The organism is Sphingomonas sp. (genome assembly GCF_042095875.1).
GTDB lineage: Bacteria > Pseudomonadota > Alphaproteobacteria > Sphingomonadales > Sphingomonadaceae > Sphingomonas.
This window is the reverse complement of sequence record NZ_JBELMJ010000029.1, coordinates 1-15,885: the sequence shown is the minus strand read 5'-3', so window position 1 is coordinate 15,885 and position 15,885 is coordinate 1. Positions and strand designations below refer to the sequence as shown.

At 71.6% G+C, this 15,885-nt stretch carries 16 protein-coding genes; 7 read left to right on the top strand and 9 right to left on the bottom strand.

Translation table 11 applies throughout. The features are described from left to right. Positions 1–11: 11 nt before the first annotated feature. A complete protein-coding gene (locus ACFDS6_RS11065) occupies positions 12–392 on the bottom strand; it encodes a hypothetical protein (RefSeq protein WP_375272225.1) in 381 nt (126 codons plus the stop codon). A 115-nt stretch (positions 393–507) separates the two neighbouring features. Here ACFDS6_RS11065 and ACFDS6_RS11060 point away from each other — a divergent pair, with 115 nt between their 5' ends. After that, positions 508–1,029 carry a GAF domain-containing protein gene (locus tag ACFDS6_RS11060; RefSeq protein ID WP_375272224.1) on the top strand — a complete coding sequence of 174 codons (522 nt, stop codon included), beginning with the start codon at positions 508–510 and terminating at the stop codon, positions 1,027–1,029. On the opposite strand, the gene ACFDS6_RS11055 is transcribed toward ACFDS6_RS11060, so the two are convergent. From ACFDS6_RS11055 to ACFDS6_RS11045, 3 genes are all read right to left on the bottom strand, one after another. After that, positions 1,013–1,306, bottom strand: a complete 294-nt coding sequence (locus tag ACFDS6_RS11055) for a hypothetical protein (protein WP_375272223.1) — start codon at positions 1,304–1,306, stop codon at positions 1,013–1,015. The genes ACFDS6_RS11060 and ACFDS6_RS11055 overlap by 17 nt on opposite strands. 75 nt (positions 1,307–1,381) lie before the next feature. Beyond that, a complete protein-coding gene (locus ACFDS6_RS11050) occupies positions 1,382–2,554 on the bottom strand; it encodes a mechanosensitive ion channel family protein (RefSeq protein ID WP_375272222.1) in 1,173 nt (390 codons plus the stop codon). A 30-nt stretch (positions 2,555–2,584) separates the two neighbouring features. After that, a complete protein-coding gene (locus ACFDS6_RS11045; protein ID WP_375272221.1) occupies positions 2,585–3,595 on the bottom strand; it encodes a DNA topoisomerase IB in 1,011 nt (336 codons plus the stop codon). Positions 3,596–3,708: 113 nt separating this feature from the next. Between ACFDS6_RS11045 and ACFDS6_RS11040 the strand changes: the two genes are divergently transcribed. Beyond that, entirely contained in the window at positions 3,709–4,269 is a 561-nt protein-coding gene (locus ACFDS6_RS11040; protein WP_375272220.1) for a type 1 glutamine amidotransferase domain-containing protein, read from the top strand. Between the two features lie 118 nt (positions 4,270–4,387). Here ACFDS6_RS11040 and ACFDS6_RS11035 read toward each other — a convergent pair whose 3' ends face one another. Next, positions 4,388–5,767 carry a putative O-glycosylation ligase, exosortase A system-associated gene (locus ACFDS6_RS11035; RefSeq protein WP_375272219.1) on the bottom strand — a complete coding sequence of 460 codons (1,380 nt, stop codon included), beginning with the start codon at positions 5,765–5,767 and terminating at the stop codon, positions 4,388–4,390. Further along, the gene (locus ACFDS6_RS11030) at positions 5,760–5,894 is read right to left on the bottom strand and encodes a hypothetical protein (RefSeq protein WP_375272218.1); all 135 of its coding nucleotides are present in this window, start codon (positions 5,892–5,894) and stop codon (positions 5,760–5,762) included. Before ACFDS6_RS11030 ends, ACFDS6_RS11035 begins: the two co-directional genes overlap by 8 nt. Positions 5,895–5,976: 82 nt before the next feature. Between ACFDS6_RS11030 and ACFDS6_RS11025 the strand changes: the two genes are divergently transcribed. Both ACFDS6_RS11025 and ACFDS6_RS11020 read left to right on the top strand, forming a co-directional pair. Then, complete coding sequence (locus ACFDS6_RS11025) at positions 5,977–7,212, top strand: TIGR04063 family PEP-CTERM/XrtA system glycosyltransferase (protein ID WP_375272217.1); 1,236 nt, start codon at positions 5,977–5,979, stop codon at positions 7,210–7,212. Further along, positions 7,209–8,363 carry a hypothetical protein gene (locus ACFDS6_RS11020; protein WP_375272216.1) on the top strand — a complete coding sequence of 385 codons (1,155 nt, stop codon included), beginning with the start codon at positions 7,209–7,211 and terminating at the stop codon, positions 8,361–8,363. Before ACFDS6_RS11025 ends, ACFDS6_RS11020 begins: the two co-directional genes overlap by 4 nt. 4 nt (positions 8,364–8,367) lie before the next feature. On the opposite strand, the gene ACFDS6_RS11015 is transcribed toward ACFDS6_RS11020, so the two are convergent. Together ACFDS6_RS11015 and ACFDS6_RS11010 are read right to left on the bottom strand one after the other, a co-directional pair. Continuing rightward, positions 8,368–8,670 carry a hypothetical protein gene (locus ACFDS6_RS11015; protein WP_375272215.1) on the bottom strand — a complete coding sequence of 101 codons (303 nt, stop codon included), beginning with the start codon at positions 8,668–8,670 and terminating at the stop codon, positions 8,368–8,370. Continuing rightward, positions 8,670–8,840: a hypothetical protein gene (locus ACFDS6_RS11010; RefSeq protein WP_375272214.1), complete on the bottom strand. Its 171-nt coding sequence runs from the start codon at positions 8,838–8,840 to the stop codon at positions 8,670–8,672. The genes ACFDS6_RS11015 and ACFDS6_RS11010 overlap by 1 nt, the downstream gene beginning before the upstream one ends. A gap of 98 nt (positions 8,841–8,938) precedes the next feature. Here ACFDS6_RS11010 and ACFDS6_RS11005 point away from each other — a divergent pair, with 98 nt between their 5' ends. Further along, a complete protein-coding gene (locus tag ACFDS6_RS11005) occupies positions 8,939–9,562 on the top strand; it encodes a helix-turn-helix transcriptional regulator (RefSeq protein WP_375272213.1) in 624 nt (207 codons plus the stop codon). Between the two features lie 105 nt (positions 9,563–9,667). Here the strand turns inward: ACFDS6_RS11005 and ACFDS6_RS11000 are convergent, their stop codons facing one another. Continuing rightward, entirely contained in the window at positions 9,668–9,850 is a 183-nt protein-coding gene (locus tag ACFDS6_RS11000) for a hypothetical protein (RefSeq protein ID WP_375272212.1), read from the bottom strand. Positions 9,851–10,013: 163 nt separating this feature from the next. Here ACFDS6_RS11000 and ACFDS6_RS10995 point away from each other — a divergent pair, with 163 nt between their 5' ends. Continuing rightward, positions 10,014–12,011 (top strand): autotransporter assembly complex family protein, encoded by a 1,998-nt coding sequence (locus ACFDS6_RS10995; RefSeq protein ID WP_375272211.1) that lies wholly within the window; start codon positions 10,014–10,016, stop codon positions 12,009–12,011. Next, positions 12,008–15,885 (top strand): translocation/assembly module TamB domain-containing protein (locus tag ACFDS6_RS10990; protein WP_375272210.1); only part of this gene is annotated, 3,878 nt, incomplete at its 3' end. The genes ACFDS6_RS10995 and ACFDS6_RS10990, both read left to right, overlap by 4 nt.

The following is a 15,885-nucleotide window of genomic DNA, read 5'->3' as shown; positions in this document are numbered from 1 at the left end:
CGCTCAGCCGATCAGCGGCACTTGACGTTGCCGCGGTCGATCGAGCGGCCGAGCAGCGCGCCCGCGCCGCCGCCCGCCAGCGTGCCGAGCAGCCCGCCGCCGACGAGGTTGCCGAGCGCCGCGCCGCCGACGCCGCCGATCACCAGCCCCGTCGTGCCGTCGTTGCGCTTGCAGTACGCCCGTCCGTCCTGCCCGCGGTAGATGCGGTCGTTGCGCCCCAGCCGGCGGCCTTCGCCGCGGCGCGGGCGATAATCGTCGCGCGGGTTCCAGTTCCGGTCGTCACCGTGCCAGCGATAATCGCGGTCGCGCCGCTGCGCGTCCGCCGAGGTGGCAACCATCGGTGCGGTCAGCGTCGCCATCGCGGCGACCGAGAACAAGGCATTGCGGATCATCGATCAATCTCCTTCGCGCGTCCAACGCGGAACAGATCGGCAGGGTTCATCGTCTCACCGCTTCTTGCCCGGCGTCGGCGTCGGGCTATGTGGGATTTCCGCCGCGGAGATAGACATGGATCAAGTGAACGAGCGGGAGCGCGCGCGATTGACGAGCCTGTTGCGGCTCGACGCGATCGACCGACCGCCCAATGCGATGCTGAACGAACTGGCCGAGGTGGCGGCGCTCTCACTAGACTGCCCGATCGCGATCGTCAGCCTGGTCGGCAAGGACCGCATCTGGTTGAAGGCGTCCCCCGGTATCGACGGGCTCGACCAGCTGGCGCGCGACGAGGGGCTGTGCGGGTCGGCGGTGATGCAGGACAATCCCTGGGTGATCGAGAATGCCGCGGTCGACGTGCGCGCGCTGTCGAACCCGCTGGTCGCGGGCGATTTCGGGTTGCGCTTCTACGCCGGCGTTCCGCTCAAGGGATCGGACGGGCATAATTTGGGGATGCTGGCGGTGATCGATGCGAAGCCCCGCAGCGTGAGCGAGCGCGAGCTGTCCGTGCTCAAGAAGCTGGCCGAGGTGGTCGTCCACCTGATCGAGTCGCGGCTGGAGGAGCGGCTGCTCGCGCCCATCACATCGGACGCGTGACCTGATCGAGCATCGCCGCGCCCTTGTGCGTCAGCAGCGCGCCGCGCGCCACCGGCTCGTCCCCGGCGCCGATCAGCAATGCCTCGATCGCGATCAGCCCTTCGTCGACCAGTGCCCTGATCGACTGCACGAACAGGCCATCCTCGCCGACCGCGGCGGGGTCGAGCGTCGACGGCGCCAGGTCGAGCGGATGCGGCCAGTTGAGGTGGAGCACCCGCAACACCGCGCCCGTAATCGCCGACTGCCGCAGCGTTTCGTGGAGCGGTACGTGGGTCATCTTCGACCCGGCCTTTAGCCGAAACGATCCGACATAAAAGAGTGATATCGGCCGTTTATTCGAGTTTCCGTAGCGTCAGCCACCGGGCGCGCGCGACGCGGCGGCCGACGGATCGACCAGGCGACCGTCGGGCGCGGCGAGGTAGTTGACCTGCATCGGATAGGCGATCGTCAGCCCTTCCTCGTTGCAGCGGCGCATGATCGCGACGCCGGTGCGGTGGCGCCCGTTATACGCTTCCATAAAGTCGGCCGAGGGGCTGTCGAAGCGGACGTCGAAGTCGAGACTCGACGCGCCGAACTGGAAGAAGCCGCAGCGCACGAACGTCATGCCGCACCGCTCGATCTCCTCCTTCATCATGTCGGGGAAACGTTCGAGCAGATCGGGCGGCGTCTCGTAGGCGAGCCCGATCGTGAAGGTGGAGCGGCGACGCTCGCGCACCGTGTTGTTCTGGATTTCCTTGTCGAGCAGGTTCTTGTTGCTGATGACGCGCAACTCGCCGTCGATGCCGCGGATGCGCGTCGACTTGAGCCCGATCTCCTCCACGTTGCCCGACGTATTGTCGTAGGTCACCGCGTCGCCGCGGCGGAACGGGCGGTCGAAGATGATCGCGAGCGCGGCGAACAGGTCGGCGAAGATGCCCTGCGCCGCCAGACCGATCGCGATGCCGCCGACGCCCAGACCCGCGACCAGCCCGGTCACGTTGACGCCCAGATTGTCGAGCACGACGACGAACGCGATCGCGAACACCGCGAAGCTGACCAGCACGCGGATCAGCCCCATCGCGCTGCCCAGCGCCTCGCCGCCGATCCGCTCGTCGCGGGTGCGATGCTCGATCGCGCCCAGGATGATCTCGCGCGCCCAGATCGCGACTTGGAACACCGCGGCGACGGTGAACAGGAAGGTGACCGTGGATGCCACGTCGGCGGGCGCCCCCGCGTAGCCGACGACCAGCTTGGCCGACAGCAGCACGATGAAGAAGCCGTGCGTCCGCTCCACCGCGCGGCCGAACACGGCGGACCAACCCAGGCCGGTGCGGCTGCGCGCACTGAGCCTGGGTCCGAGGCCGCGAAGCCAAAACAAGGCGGCGGCGATCGCCACGCCCGCGGCAACGCCGATCAGGATCTGCAGCCAGTGGGTGCGTAGCCACAGGGCGCTGGAGCCGATCAGCCCCTCGAGCTGGTCCTGCACCTCTGCGGGGTCGATTTTCGGTTTAGTGGCAGCCGCGGCTGCGTTGTTGGTTACAGTCATCCGTTTTCTGTCATTCGCGCGGGGAACCCGTCAGGCGGCGACTGCCGTCTCGTTCTCCGTGCTCAGGAATGCGATCAGCCCGCGCTCGGCGCGGCTGAGGTAGGGCGTGGCGCGCGGCAGCTTCAGCTGCTGGCGAAACGCGATCTGCGCGGGCTTGCTCTTGCCCAGTTCGATCAGGTCGGGGTGGACGTAGGACTTGCGCGCGATCGACGGCGTGTTGCCCAGCCGCTCGACCACCGGCTCCAGCATCGTCTTGAGCGTGATCGGCTCGTCCGCCGTCGCCAGCGTCTCGAACGCGACGACGCTCGCGCCCCAGGTGCGGAAATGCTTGGCGCTGAAATCCTCGCCCATCGCTTCCTTGATATAGGCGTTGACGTCGGACGAGGTGATCGGGCGCGGCTCGCCATCGGCGTCGACGTACTGGAACAGCTTCTGCCCCGGCAGATCCTGGCACCGCTTGACGAACTGCGCGAGGCTGCGATCGGTGATCGTCAGCATCCGCTCCTTGCCCGATTTCGCGCGATACTTGAGCTTCAACGTCTTGCCCGCGATCCGCGCGTGGCGGTCGCGCAGCGTGGTCAGCCCGAAACTCTTGTTGGTCTTGGCGTAGGTCTCGTTGCCGATCCGCAAGTTGTGCGTGTCGAGCAGCTTGATCACCGCGGCGAGCGTGCGCTCCTTGTCGTGGCGGCGATGCGCCAGGTCTTCCTCCACCTGCCGCCGCAACTTGGGCAGCGCTAGTCCGAAGCTGACGCACTTGGAATATTTCGCGGCCTCTTGCGCGGCGCGGAACTCGGTGTGGTAGCGATACTGCTTGCGACCCTTCTCGTCCCAGCCGACCGCCTGGATATGGCCGAACGGATCGAGGCAGTACCAGGCGTTGACGTAGGCCGGGGGCAGGCCGATCGCGTTCAGCCGATCGATCTCGTCGCGGTCGGTGACGCGCTCGCCGTCGGGCGTCCAGTAGCTCCACTTGCCGCCGCGCGTCTTCTCGCGGGTGATGCCCGGCTCGCTGTCGTCGCAATAGTTGATCGTCGCCGTCACGCCCGCCGTCGCCTCCTGGTCCTCTCAGCAAATGCGTGCGTGCCGCCTTCGTTCCCGGAACGAGCGCGCGGGGGCGGGGGTTCAGGCAGACCCCTTTCACGGAGTTTCCCGACATGGCCGACCTATCCACCCTGCGCGTGCTGATGCTCGCCACCGACGGTTTCGAGGAAGCCGAACTGTTCGAACCGCGCCAGGCGCTGCTCGACGCGGGCGTCCAGGTGACGCTCGCCTCGATCAAGACCGACGCGATCCAGGGCGTCGTCAACGACAGCGAGAAGGGCAAGTCGATCACCCCCGACGTGACGCTCGACCAGGTCGATACGGAGGAATTCGACGCGCTGGTGCTGCCGGGCGGCGTCGGCAATCCCGACAAGCTGCGGCTGCAGGACCGCGCGGTCGAGATCGTCGAGGAGTTCATGGACGACGACAAGATCGTCGCCGCGATCTGCCACGCGCCGTGGCTGCTGGTCGAGGCCGACGTGGTCGACGGGCGCACGGTGACGAGCTGGCCGTCGGTGCGCACCGACCTGGAGAATGCGGGCGCGGACGTCGTCGACGAGCAGGTGGTGGTCGACGACAACCTCATCACCAGCCGCAAGCCCGACGACATCCCCGCGTTCAACGACGCGATCATCAAGGCGCTGACGCAGGTCGCGGCGGCCGAGGACGCCTGATCCGCCAGCACCCGGAACCATCGAAGTTCCGTCACCCCGGATTTGATCCGGGGTCCCGCTTCTTGTCTCACGGGTAGAGAAGGCAGCGGGATTCCGGCTCAAGGCCGGGATGACGAAGCTAGGCCGCCGCCACCTGCGCGCCGCGCGCCGGGCGGCGGCGCTGCATCGGCGCGAACGCGGCTTCCTTGCGCAGCCGCGCGAGATAGGTGTCGAGCCCGATCTGCGCGCCGAGCACGAAGTAGAGGTAGCTCTGGAACGCGATGCCGACGAACGCGCCGCCGAGCAGGTAGATCAGTTGCGCGTGCTGCAACGCCTCCGCCAGCCGCCCGGCCCAGGCGCGACCGTCGCTCTCCTCACCCTCGTCGCGGATGTAGCGCCGCCGCACCACTTCCATGCGGACGAGCCCGATCAGGTTGATGAGCAGCCACAGCCCTAGCCCCGGATAGCCTTGCTCGCCCAGCATCTCGAAATAGCTCGAGTGATAGGCGCGGCTCTTGTCGACCGTCAGGTCGCGCTTGACCGTGGTGCCCGCACCCGACCCCTGGACGCTGACCGTGTCATAGCGGATCTGGTTCTGGCGATACGCCTCGAACCCGCCGCCGAACGGGTGCGTCTTGGCGTAGTCCCACGTCCACTGCCACACCGCCAACCGGGTCGAGGCCGATTCGTCCGCCTTGTAGGTCTTGATCGTACCCATCCGCTCGCTGAACGCCGACGGCAGGAACGGCACCGCGACCAGCCCCGCGAACGCCAGCGCGCCGAGGTACAGCATCCGCCGCTTGACCGTGCGCAGCATCAGCACCGCGAGCAGCGCGATGCACAGCAACCCCGTGCGCGCCGAGGTGCCGACCGGAATCAGCAGGCACGAGAAGGTGAGCGCGTAGGCGAACAGCTTCACCCGCCAGTCGGGCACGAACAACGTACCGTCGCGCGCCAGCCACAGGATGATCGGGATCAGCGAGATCGCCACCGCCGAGATGATCGAGCCCTCGTACAGCCCCGAATTGTTCGCGACCATCAGGTTCAGCTCGCCGTAGCCGCCGCCCGAGGCGAGCGTCTTGATCCCGCCGACGATGATGATCGACGCGGCGGAGAGCACGACGAACAGCAGCAGCGACTCGATCCGCAGCCGCGTGCGCAGGGTGAGCGGCAGGAACGCGGCGAACGCCAGGTTCTTCCACACCCACTCCCATTTATCGAGCGCTTCCAGCGGGAAATCGGCCGCCTTCGTCGTCGCGTAGCAGTAAGCCAGCAGCAGCAGGAACAAGGCCTGGCGCGGCGCGAAGCGGCTGTCCTTTTTGTCGTCCGCGATCGCCCAGCCGAGCACCACCAGCACCACCGCGATCAGGCTGATCGGCACGCTGTTGAGCATGTAATAGGTCAGCCGCTGCGGCGAGATGATGTCGATATAGACGTAGGCGAGCACGAACAGGAACGGGCGGCGAAACCCCGTTCCCCACAATGCCAGCAGGAATCCGATGAACGCGAGGTCACGCACGACGGCGGCGGCGCTCCATCGCGTCTGGCGCCTTGCCCTCGCGGTCGAGCTCGGGGCGGCGCAGCAGCATGATCGCGGCGAGCATCATCAACCCGTGCGCCAGTCCCAGCGCGAAATTGTCGATCATGGCCGCCGCGTTCCCATCGGTGACGCGATAGCCGCGGCGCGGTTGACGCGGCGTTAAACCTGGTTGGGGCAGGAGGGTCGCCATGCGCATCCTCCACGTCCTCGACCACGGGCTGCCGTTGCAGAGCGGTTACACCTTTCGCACCCGCGCGATCCTTCACGCGCAGATGGCGCGCGGGTGGCAGGTCGCGGCGGTCACGGGCGCGCGGCAGGGGGCGACCGCCGCGGCGCAGGAGCGGGTCGACGGGATCGACTTCTTCCGCACCGCGCCGCCGCGCCGATTGCCCGCACCGCTCGGCGAAGTGCGCGAGATCGCCGCGCTGGCGGCGCGCGCGGACGCGGTGGCCGAGCGCTTCCGCCCCGACGTCATCCACGCGCACTCGCCGGTGCTGGGCGGGCTCGCCGCGCTACGCGTCGCGCGCAAGCGAAGCCTGCCGCTGCTCTACGAGATTAGGGCCTTCTGGGAGGATGCCGCGGTCGGCAACGGCACGGGGCGCCAGGGCAGCGCGCGCTACCGCGCGACGCGGGCGCTGGAGACGTGGCTGTGCCGCCGCGCCGATGCGGTGGCGGTAATCTGCGAGGGGCTGCGCCGCGACCTGGTCGCGCGCGGCATCCCGGCCGAGAAGATGGTCGTGTCGCCCAACGGCGTCGACCTGAACCTGTTCGGCACGCCGCCGGTGCGCGACGAGTCGCTCGCGCGCCAGCTGGGGCTGGGGGACGAGGTGGTCGGCTTCATCGGCAGCTTCTACGATTACGAGGGGCTGGACGACCTGATCGCCGCGATGCCCGCTTTGGTCGCGGCGCGGCCGGCGGCGCAACTGCTGCTGGTCGGCGGCGGGCCGATGGAAGGTGCGCTGCGCGCGCAGGCGGCGGCGTCGCCGGTGTCCGCCGCGATCCGCTTCATCGGGCGCGTGCCGCACGCCGAGGTCGAGCGCTATTATGGCCTCGTCGACGTGCTCGCCTACCCGCGCAAGCACATGCGGCTGACCGACCTCGTCACGCCCTTGAAGCCGCTGGAGGCGATGGCGCAGGAGCGGATCGTCGCCGCCTCCGACGTCGGCGGTCACCGCGAGCTGATCCGCGACGGCGACACCGGTACCCTGTTCCGCGCCGACGATCCCGCCGCGATCGCCGACGCGCTCGCCCGGTTGCTCGCCGACCGGAGCGAATGGCCCGCGCGGCGCCGGCGCGCGCGCGCCTTCGTCGAGGCCGAGCGTAACTGGTCGTCAAATATTGCGCGCTACGAACCCGTTTACCAAACAATCGCGCGCGCGCGGCAGGACGGAACATGGCAGCCACATTCACCCTTGAACGCGTGAGGCATCACATCATCCCCGCAGTCGCCGCGCTGATCGGGCTGGGCGTCGCGGTCGGCATCGCCACGGTGCCGAGCGACGTGCTGAACGCCGCGGTCGACCGCGGCGGCTTCTCCGGCATCCTGCCCGCCGCGGCCTCGCCGATCGGCGCGACCGGGCGCACGGTCATCGCGCTGCTCGCGGGGTTGCTGATCGCGGCACTGGGCTTCGTGCCGCGGGGCAAGGCGATGCTGGTCGCGCGGGTCGACGGTTTCGCGCGCCGCCCGCGCGCCGCGACGGCGGACGGCGACGAGGCGCCGGTCGTCCGCCGCGCCGACGCTCACCCCGACGCGCCGCCGCGCCGCCCGATCCGCGCGGCGAGCGACCTGGGCGATCCGCTGCCGATCTTCGGCGAGGAGGATCGCCGCTCCGCGCCGCTGCCGCCACCCGCCGAGCGCTCCTTGCCCGACGACCTCGACCAACCGCTCGCCGACTTCGACCCCGCGGCGGTGCCGCTGCGCCCGATGGCGCCGCCCGAGCCGGTCGCACCGCTCGCCCGACCCGCCGCGCCGAGTGTCGCGGCGTCTAGCCAGGCTGGGCCGGTGACCGAGCCCGCGCCGCCGCGTTTCGCCTGGCTCGCGCCCGACGAGGCGGACGAACCGGCGCCCGCCGCGCCCGTGCCGCTCGCGGAGGCATCGCCCGCGGCAGTCGAGCCGGCCACCGCGTTTGACGACGCGCCGTCGATCACGCCGACATGGGCCGAGTCGCCCGAAGTCGAAACCGCGCCGACGCTGCACGAGATCGAGGCAGCCGAACCGGTGAGCGCACCGTGGCCTCGTTCCCTCCAGCCGGAACCGGTAGAGATCGAAGCCCCGGTGCTGCAGCCAGAGTCACCTCTGGCAGAGGCCCCAGCAGCACCGCACCGCGCGGCTGCCGAGCCGGCCCTCTCGCCGATCGCTGCGCCGGAGCCCGAGCCGATCAACGACGACTCGATCGCGGGGCTGCTCGCGCGGCTGGAGCGCGGCGCGGCGCAGCGGCGGATCGTCGCCACGGCGCTCGTCACGTCTCCCGCGCCGCCCGCCGCCACCGCGGCGGCCGCGCCGCCCGACTCGGAGCCCGAACCCGTCTCGCTCGACGAGACGCTGCAGCGTCTGCGCCGGCTCGCCGCGGGCTGATCGGTCACGCCAGCGCGACCGTCACTCCTTCCAGCCTGAAGCGCGCGTCCGCCCCGGCGTGGTCGCGCGCGCCGACGCGCAGTTCCGCGACCATGTGCCCCGGCACGCTCAGTTCGTCCTGCTCCAGCGCGGCGAGCCACGCGTCGAGCGCGGCGCCGCGCGCGCCGCTGGCCTCCACGACGTGACGCGCGCCGTTGAACGTGGCGGAGCGCCACTCGCTCGCCGCGTGGCTCGCGATTCGGATCGGCGCGCCCGCGCAGGCAGCCGAGGTACGCAGCGCGCGCTCGAAGCGTTCCGCGGCACGCATCAGCGCTGCTCCAGCATCGCGGCCACGCGCGCGCAGATGCTCGGCCCCGGCACTCGCCCGCGGCGCAGGTCGTGAACGAGCCGGGGGTCGCGCACCGCCAGCCGCCCGAACTTGGTTTCGGGCATGCCGGTGCGGCGCAGGTATCGGTCGATGTCGGTCAGCAAGGTCATTCGGCGCACTCCACCATTCCATGTTCCTGCGAACATGTTCACGGTCTGTTCCGCATTTTCCAACTTGTCTAGGAAATTTCCTGCGCTATCGCTCGTCCATGGTTGAGACACCCCGCGACGCGCTCGATCGCCTGGCGCAGGCGCGCGGCACCAGCCTCGCGGCGCTCTCGCGGATGCTGGGGCGCAACATCGCCTATCTCCAGCAATACGTCCGACGCGGTACGCCGCGCGACCTGCCCGAGCGCGACCGCCGGCTGCTCGCCGCTTTCTTCGACGTGGAGGAGGCGGTGCTCGGCGGGCCGCCGCGCGACGCCCCGGCCTTGCTGCGCGTGCCCTATCTCGCGCTCGCCGCATCGGCCGGGCCGGGCGCCGCGGTCGTGGGCGAGGAGGTGAGGCGGTACGAGCCGTTCGCGCCCGAGACGCTGCGCGCCGCCGGGGTCGCGGCGGCGTCGGCGTCGATCATCGACGTGCGCGGCGACTCGATGGCGCCCGACATCCGCGACGGCGACCGCGTGCTGGTGGACGGCAGCGCGCGCGCGGTGCCCGCGGGCGGCGACCTGTTCGTGATCCGCGTCGACGACCTGCTGTCGTTGAAGCGCGTGCGCCGCCGCGGCGCGACGCTGGTTATCGAGAGCGACAATCCCGCCTACCCGCCGATCGAGCGCGCCCAGCGCGACGTCGCGGTGATCGGCCGCGCCCGGCTGCTGCTGCGCGACCTGTGAGGCCGTTCGTCACCCCGGACTTGATCCGGGGTCCCGCTTCTCGAGCGTGAGAAGGCAGCGGGATGCCGGATCAAGTCCGGGATGACGTGAGTGAGCGACCGCGCGCTACTCCCCGCGGCGTCGCCGGTCGATCAGCCACACCGCCAGCGCGATCGCCGCGCCGATCGCCAGCCCAGCCAGGAAGCCGAGCGACGGCTGGCGCAGCGAGAGGCCCGCGATCGTCCCGCCCAGCGCACCCAGCGCGATGAAGAACCCGCCCGCGGCGGAGGATGGGGTCGGCTGGCTCATGCCGCGCGCTGTGCCACGTCGGCCGCGGCGATGCCAGCGCCGCCAGCCCCAGCGCCACCGGCGCCGCCAGCCCAGCCACCGGCGCGACCAGCCGTTATCGATCCGCGCCGCCATACGCGCATTGCCCCTGTTGCGGCGCGCGCGCGCGGGCTAAGCCGCGGTCATGGGTCCGCGTGTGGGGCGCCGCCGCGTGCTGCTGTGCGCCGCGGGCGGAATTTTGGGTCTGGCCGCCGGCGCGGAGGCGCAGCAAGCGCCCGCGCGTCCCGTTCCCGCGCCCGCTGCCCCGCCGCCGGTCGCCGCCGCACCGCAGGCGGGCGACGTGGTCGACCTCGATCCCGGCGCGCCGCTCGCCGCCATGCGCGACATCGGGGTCGACTGGCCCGACCTGTCGGCATCGCCCGCCGGCGCCGCGACGCAGCGCGCCGAGGTCGACGCGGCGACCCGCTACGATTACCGCGTCGAGGGGATCGACGGCGTCGCCTCCGCGCTGCTGCGTCAGCGGTTCGAGCAATTGTCGACGCTCGCCGCCAATCACAACAAGGTCGCCAACGCCGCGCAGCTCGACCGCCGCGCGCGCGAGGACGCCGACCTGCTCGTCACGCTGTTGAAGGGCGAGGGCTATTACGACGCCGCGGTCGCCACCGCGGTGACCCGCGCGGACCGGCGCCCGGTGATCGTGCTCCGCGCGACGCCCGGCCCCTTGTACCGCTTCGCCGGCGTGACGCTGAACGGCATCGACGCCGCGGGCAGCAAGGCCGGCGCGCTGGAACGGGCGTTCCCGGTCGAGAACGACGATCCCGTCAACGCCGACCGGGTCGCCGCCGCCGAGGCGGGCTTGCGCACCGCGGTGGGCGAGCAGGGTTTCCCGTTCGCGCGCGTCGGCGAGCCCGAGATCGTGGTCGATCACGCGACGCGCACCGCGACCCTGGCGCTCGACGTCGCGCCCGGCAGCGCGCGCCGCTTTGGCCGGATCACCGCCAACCCGAACAACCGCGTGTTCGACGCCGCGCACGTGGCGGAAATCGCGCGCTTCTCTCCCGGCGATCCCTACACCACCTCCGGCGTCGACGACCTGCGCCGCGCCTTGATCCAGACCGGGCTGGTCTCCACCGCGCAGGTGACGCCGGTGCCCGGCGCCGCGCCCGACACGGTCGACCTGAACGTCCGGCTGGAGCCCGCGCCGCCGCGCACGGTCGCGGCCGAGCTCGGCTACGGCACCGGCGAGGGCGCGCGCTCGGAGGTCAGCTGGACGCACCGCAACCTGTTCCCGCCCGAGGGCGCGCTGACGCTGCGGGGCGTGCTCGGCACGCGCGAGCAACTGGGCGCGGTCGTGTTCCGCCGCAACAACTTCCGCCGCCGCGATCAGGTGCTGACGGGGCAATTCTCGGTCGCGCACCTTCAGCGCGACGCGTTCGAGGCCGACACGCTGACGCTCAGCGGCACGTTCGAGCGGCAGACCAACGTTTTCTTCCAGAAGACCTGGACTTGGTCGCTCGGTGCCGAGCTGGTCGCCACCGACGAGCGCGACGTGATCGCCTCGACCGGCGCGCCGCGCCGCCGCACCTTCTTCATCGGCGCGCTGCCGACCAGCTTGGGCTACGACGGGTCGGACGACCTGCTCAACCCGTCGCGCGGATTCCGCCTGTCCGGCCGCTTCAGCCCGGAGGCGAGCCTGCAGGGCAGCGTGTTCGGCTACGCCCGCGCGCAGGCCGACGCGAGCGCGTACCTGCCCGCGACCGGCCGCGTGACGCTCGCGGGGCGCGTCCGCGTCGGCACCATCCTGGGCGCGCCGCGCGACCAGATCGCGCCGTCCCGCCGCTTCTACGCGGGCGGCGGCGCGTCGGTGCGCGGCTACGGCTTCCAGGCGATCGGCCCGCGCGACGTCAACAACGATCCCATCGGCGGGCGCTCTCTCGCCGAATTCTCGATCGAGGCGCGCGTCAAGGCGTTCGGCAATTTCGGTGTGGTGCCGTTCTTCGACGGCGGCAACATCTACACCGGCGGCGTGCCCGATTTCAGCGGGCTGCAATACGGCGCCGGGATTGGCGTGCGCTATTACTCCAACTTCGGCCCGATCCGCCTCGACGTCGGCACCCCGCTCAACCCGCAGCCGGGCGACAGCCGCATCGCGGTCTACGTGTCGCTGGGGCAGGCGTTTTGAGGCGGCTGCTGCGCTGGCTCGCGGTCGCGGTCGCGGCGCTCGCCGCGCTGGTCGCGATCACCGCGCTGGTGCTCGACACCGATCTCGGCCACCGCTTCGTCGCCGACCGCGTCAACGCGCTCCGCCCCGCCAACGGGTTGCGCTTCCACGTCGGGCGGATCGACGGCTCGCTCTACTCGCGCGCCGAACTGGTCGACGTCCGCCTGAGCGATCTCGACGGCGTCTTCCTCGCGGTGCCGCGCGCGCACCTCCACTGGAACCCGTTCGCCTGGGTGTCGAACCGGCTCGACATCACCGCGCTCGATATCCCGCAGGCGACGCTCGCCAAGCTGCCGCGCACGATCGACACGGGCAAGCAGGCGCCGATCCTGCCCGACTTCGACATCGCGATCGGCCGGCTGCGCGTCTCGCGCCTCGTCGTCGCGCCGCGCGTCACCGGCAGGCTGCGCTACGGCCGGCTGGAGGGGCGCGCCGACATCCGCTCGGGCCACGCCGCGGTCGACCTCGCCGCCCTGATCGAAGGCAGTGACCGCGTCACCGCGCGGATCGACGCGGTGCCGGAAGCCGGGCGCTTCGACCTCGACGTACGCGCGCGCGGCGCGGCGTCGGGCGTGCTCGCGCAGCTGACCGGCCTGCGCCGCGCGGTGGCGCTCGACGTCGACGGCGTCGGCGACTGGCGGCGCTGGCGCGGGACCGCGCGCGGGGAGGCGGGCGGCGCGCGCGTGCTCGACCTCGCGCTCGGCAACGACGCGGGGCGCTACACGCTGACCGGCAGCATCGCACCCGCCAGCATCACGCGCGGCAAACTCCAGGCGCTCACCGCCCCGCGGGTCGCGGTCAACGGCGCCGCCACCTTCGCCAACCGCCGCCTCGACGGCACGCTGTCGCTCCGCTCCGCCGCGCTCGCCGCCGAGGCGACGGGCGTGGTCGACCTCGCGCGCGCGCGCTTCGACAACCTTCGCCTGCGCGCGCGGCTGCTCCGGCCGGAGGCGCTGTTCCGCAACATGCGCGCGACCGGCATGGAGCTGCGCGCGATCCTCGACGGGCCGCTGCGAGCGTTCGCGTTCGATTACCGCATCACCGCGCAGCGCTTCTCGTTCGACCAGACCGGGTTCGAGCAGGCGCGCGCCGCCGGGCGCGGCCGCTGGTCGAAGGCGCCCGTCGCGCTGCCCGTCCGCTTCACCGCCGCGCGTGTCACCGGCGTCGGCAACGTCGCGGGCGGCATCCTGCGTAATCTGGCCGTCGACGGCACGCTGCGCGTCACCTCGAAACTGGTGACCGGCGACGACCTGCGCGTCCGCTCGGACAAGCTGATCGGGCGCATCAACCTGCAATTCGACCTCTCGACTGGCCAGTTCGACGTCGGCGTCAACGGCGCGCTCGGGCGGTTGCTGATCCCGGGGCTCGGCGTCGTGGACGTGCAATCGCGCCTGAGCGTCGTGCCCGGCCCCGGCGGGCGCGGCACGCGCGTCGTCGGTCGCGGCAGCGCGCAGGTGGTGCGGCTCGACAACGCCTTCTTCCGCAGCCTCGCGGGCGGACTGCCGCACGTCGAGACGCTGCTGGAGCGCACCCCTGACGGCATACTCCACTTCACCAACCTCGTGCTCACCGCGCCGTCGATCCGGCTCACGGGCAACGGCTATCGCCGCCGCGACGGCACCTTCCACTTCAAAGGAGCGGGGCGGCAGGCGAGCTACGGCGCGCTGACGATCCGGCTCGACGGGCAGATCGAGCGCCCGACGATCGACCTCGTGTTCCAGCGGCCGAACGCCGCGCTTGGGTTGACGGGCGTGCGCGCGCACCTCGACCCGACGCCCACCGGCTTCGCCTTCACCGCCGCCGGTGGCTCACGGATCGGGCCGTTCACCACGGAGGGGCAAATCCTGCTTCCCAGGGGCGGCACCGCGCGCATCGCGGTCGCGCGGCTCGACGTCAGCGGCACGCGCGCGGCCGGTGCGCTCGACATCATGCCGGGCGGCTTTCTCGGGCGGATGACCGTCGCGGGCGGCGGCATCTCCGGCACGCTCGACTTCGCGCCGCAAGGCGACATCCAGCGGATCGCGGGCGCGCTCGACGCGCGCGCCGCGCGGCTCGGCACCGTCGCGGTGCGTCAGGGTCACGTCGATTTCACCACCTTGCTCGATCCCGCCGGCACGCGGGTGGAGGCGACCGCGACCGGCACGGGCCTGCGCCGCGGCTCGCTCAGTATCGCGCGCTTCGCCGGCACCGCGCGGCTGAACGGCGACGCTGGTGAGGTGCGCGCCTCCGTCGCCGGTTCGCGCGGCGCGGGGTTCCAGATCCAGACGGTGACGCAGATCGCCGCCGACGGCTATTCGGTGCAGGCGCAAGGGAAGGTCGGCAACCAGCCGATCCGGCTCGACACGCCCGCGCGGCTGACGCGCGACGGCGACGACTGGCTGCTCGCCCCCACCAGCCTCGCGTTCGCGGGCGGCCGCGCGCGGGTGTCGGGACGCTTCGGCGCGGTCGACACCGCGGTCGACCTCTCCGTCGACGCGATGCCCTTGTCGGTGCTCGACATCGGCTATGCCGGGCTCGGGCTCGGCGGCAATGCGTCGGGTACGCTCCGTTACGCCGCGCGCGGGGGCGAGGCGCCGACCGGCCGCGTCGACATGACCGTGCGCGGGCTGACGCGCTCGGGGCTGCTGCAATCCTCCACCCCGATCGATCTGGGGATCGCGGGCGTGCTGACCGCGGACAAGGCGGGGGTGCGCGCGGTGATGGCGTCGAACGGGCGCACGATCGGCCGCGCGCAGGCGCTGCTGCGCCCGCTGGGTCAGGGCGACGTGATCGAGCGGCTGGCCGGCGCGGGGCTGTTCGCGCAACTGCGCTACGCGGGACCGGCAGACACGCTGTGGCGGCTGACGCGGGTCGAATTGTTCGACCTCGCCGGCCCGGTCTCGATCGCCGCGGACGTGTCGGGCAGCGTGCGCGCGCCGCAGATCAGGGGGCAGGTCCGCGCCAGCGGCGCGCGGATCAGCAGCGCGACGACCGGCACCGCGCTCACCAACGTGCAGGCGACGGGTCGCTTCGCGGGCTCGCAGTTGCAGGTACAGACGTTCACCGCCGATGCCGGGCGCGGCGGCACGGTGACGGGCACCGGGCGGTTCGACTTCGCGGGCGCGAACGGCGTCGCGCTCGACCTGCGCATGCAGGCGAACCGCGCGGTGCTGATCGACCGCGACGATATCGGCGCGACCGTTACGGGGCCGCTCACCTTCACCTCCGACGGGTCGGGCGGGCGGATCGCGGGCGACGTGCGGCTCGACGCCAGCCGCTATCGCCTCGGCCAGGCGACGGTGGCGAGCGCGCTGCCGCGGCTCAACGTGCGCGAGATCAACCTGCCCGGTAATGCGCCGGGCGCCGCGGGGGAGACCGACGACGACGCCGGTCCCGCGCCCTGGACGCTCGCGGTTCACGCGCGCGCGAAGGGCGGGTTGAGCGTCAGCGGGCTGGGGCTGACCTCCGAATGGTCGACCGACGTCAACATCGCCGGCACCCCCGACAATCCCGCGATCACCGGTCGCGCCGACCTGATCCGCGGCGACTACGAGTTCGCGGGCCGCGAGTTCGAGCTCGAACGCGGCGTGCTGCGCTTCGGCGGCGAGGCGCCCGCGAACCCCGCGCTCGACATCGAGGCGGACGCCGACACGACCGGGCTGAACGCCACCATCCGCGTGACCGGCGTCGCGCAGAAGCCGGAGATCACCTTCAGCAGCACGCCCGCGCTGCCGCAGGACGAACTGCTCTCGCGATTGCTGTTCGGCACCTCGATCACCAACCTGTCCGCGCCCGAGGCATTGCAGCTCGCCGCCGCGGTCGCCGCGCTCCAGGACGGCGGCAACGGCATCAACCC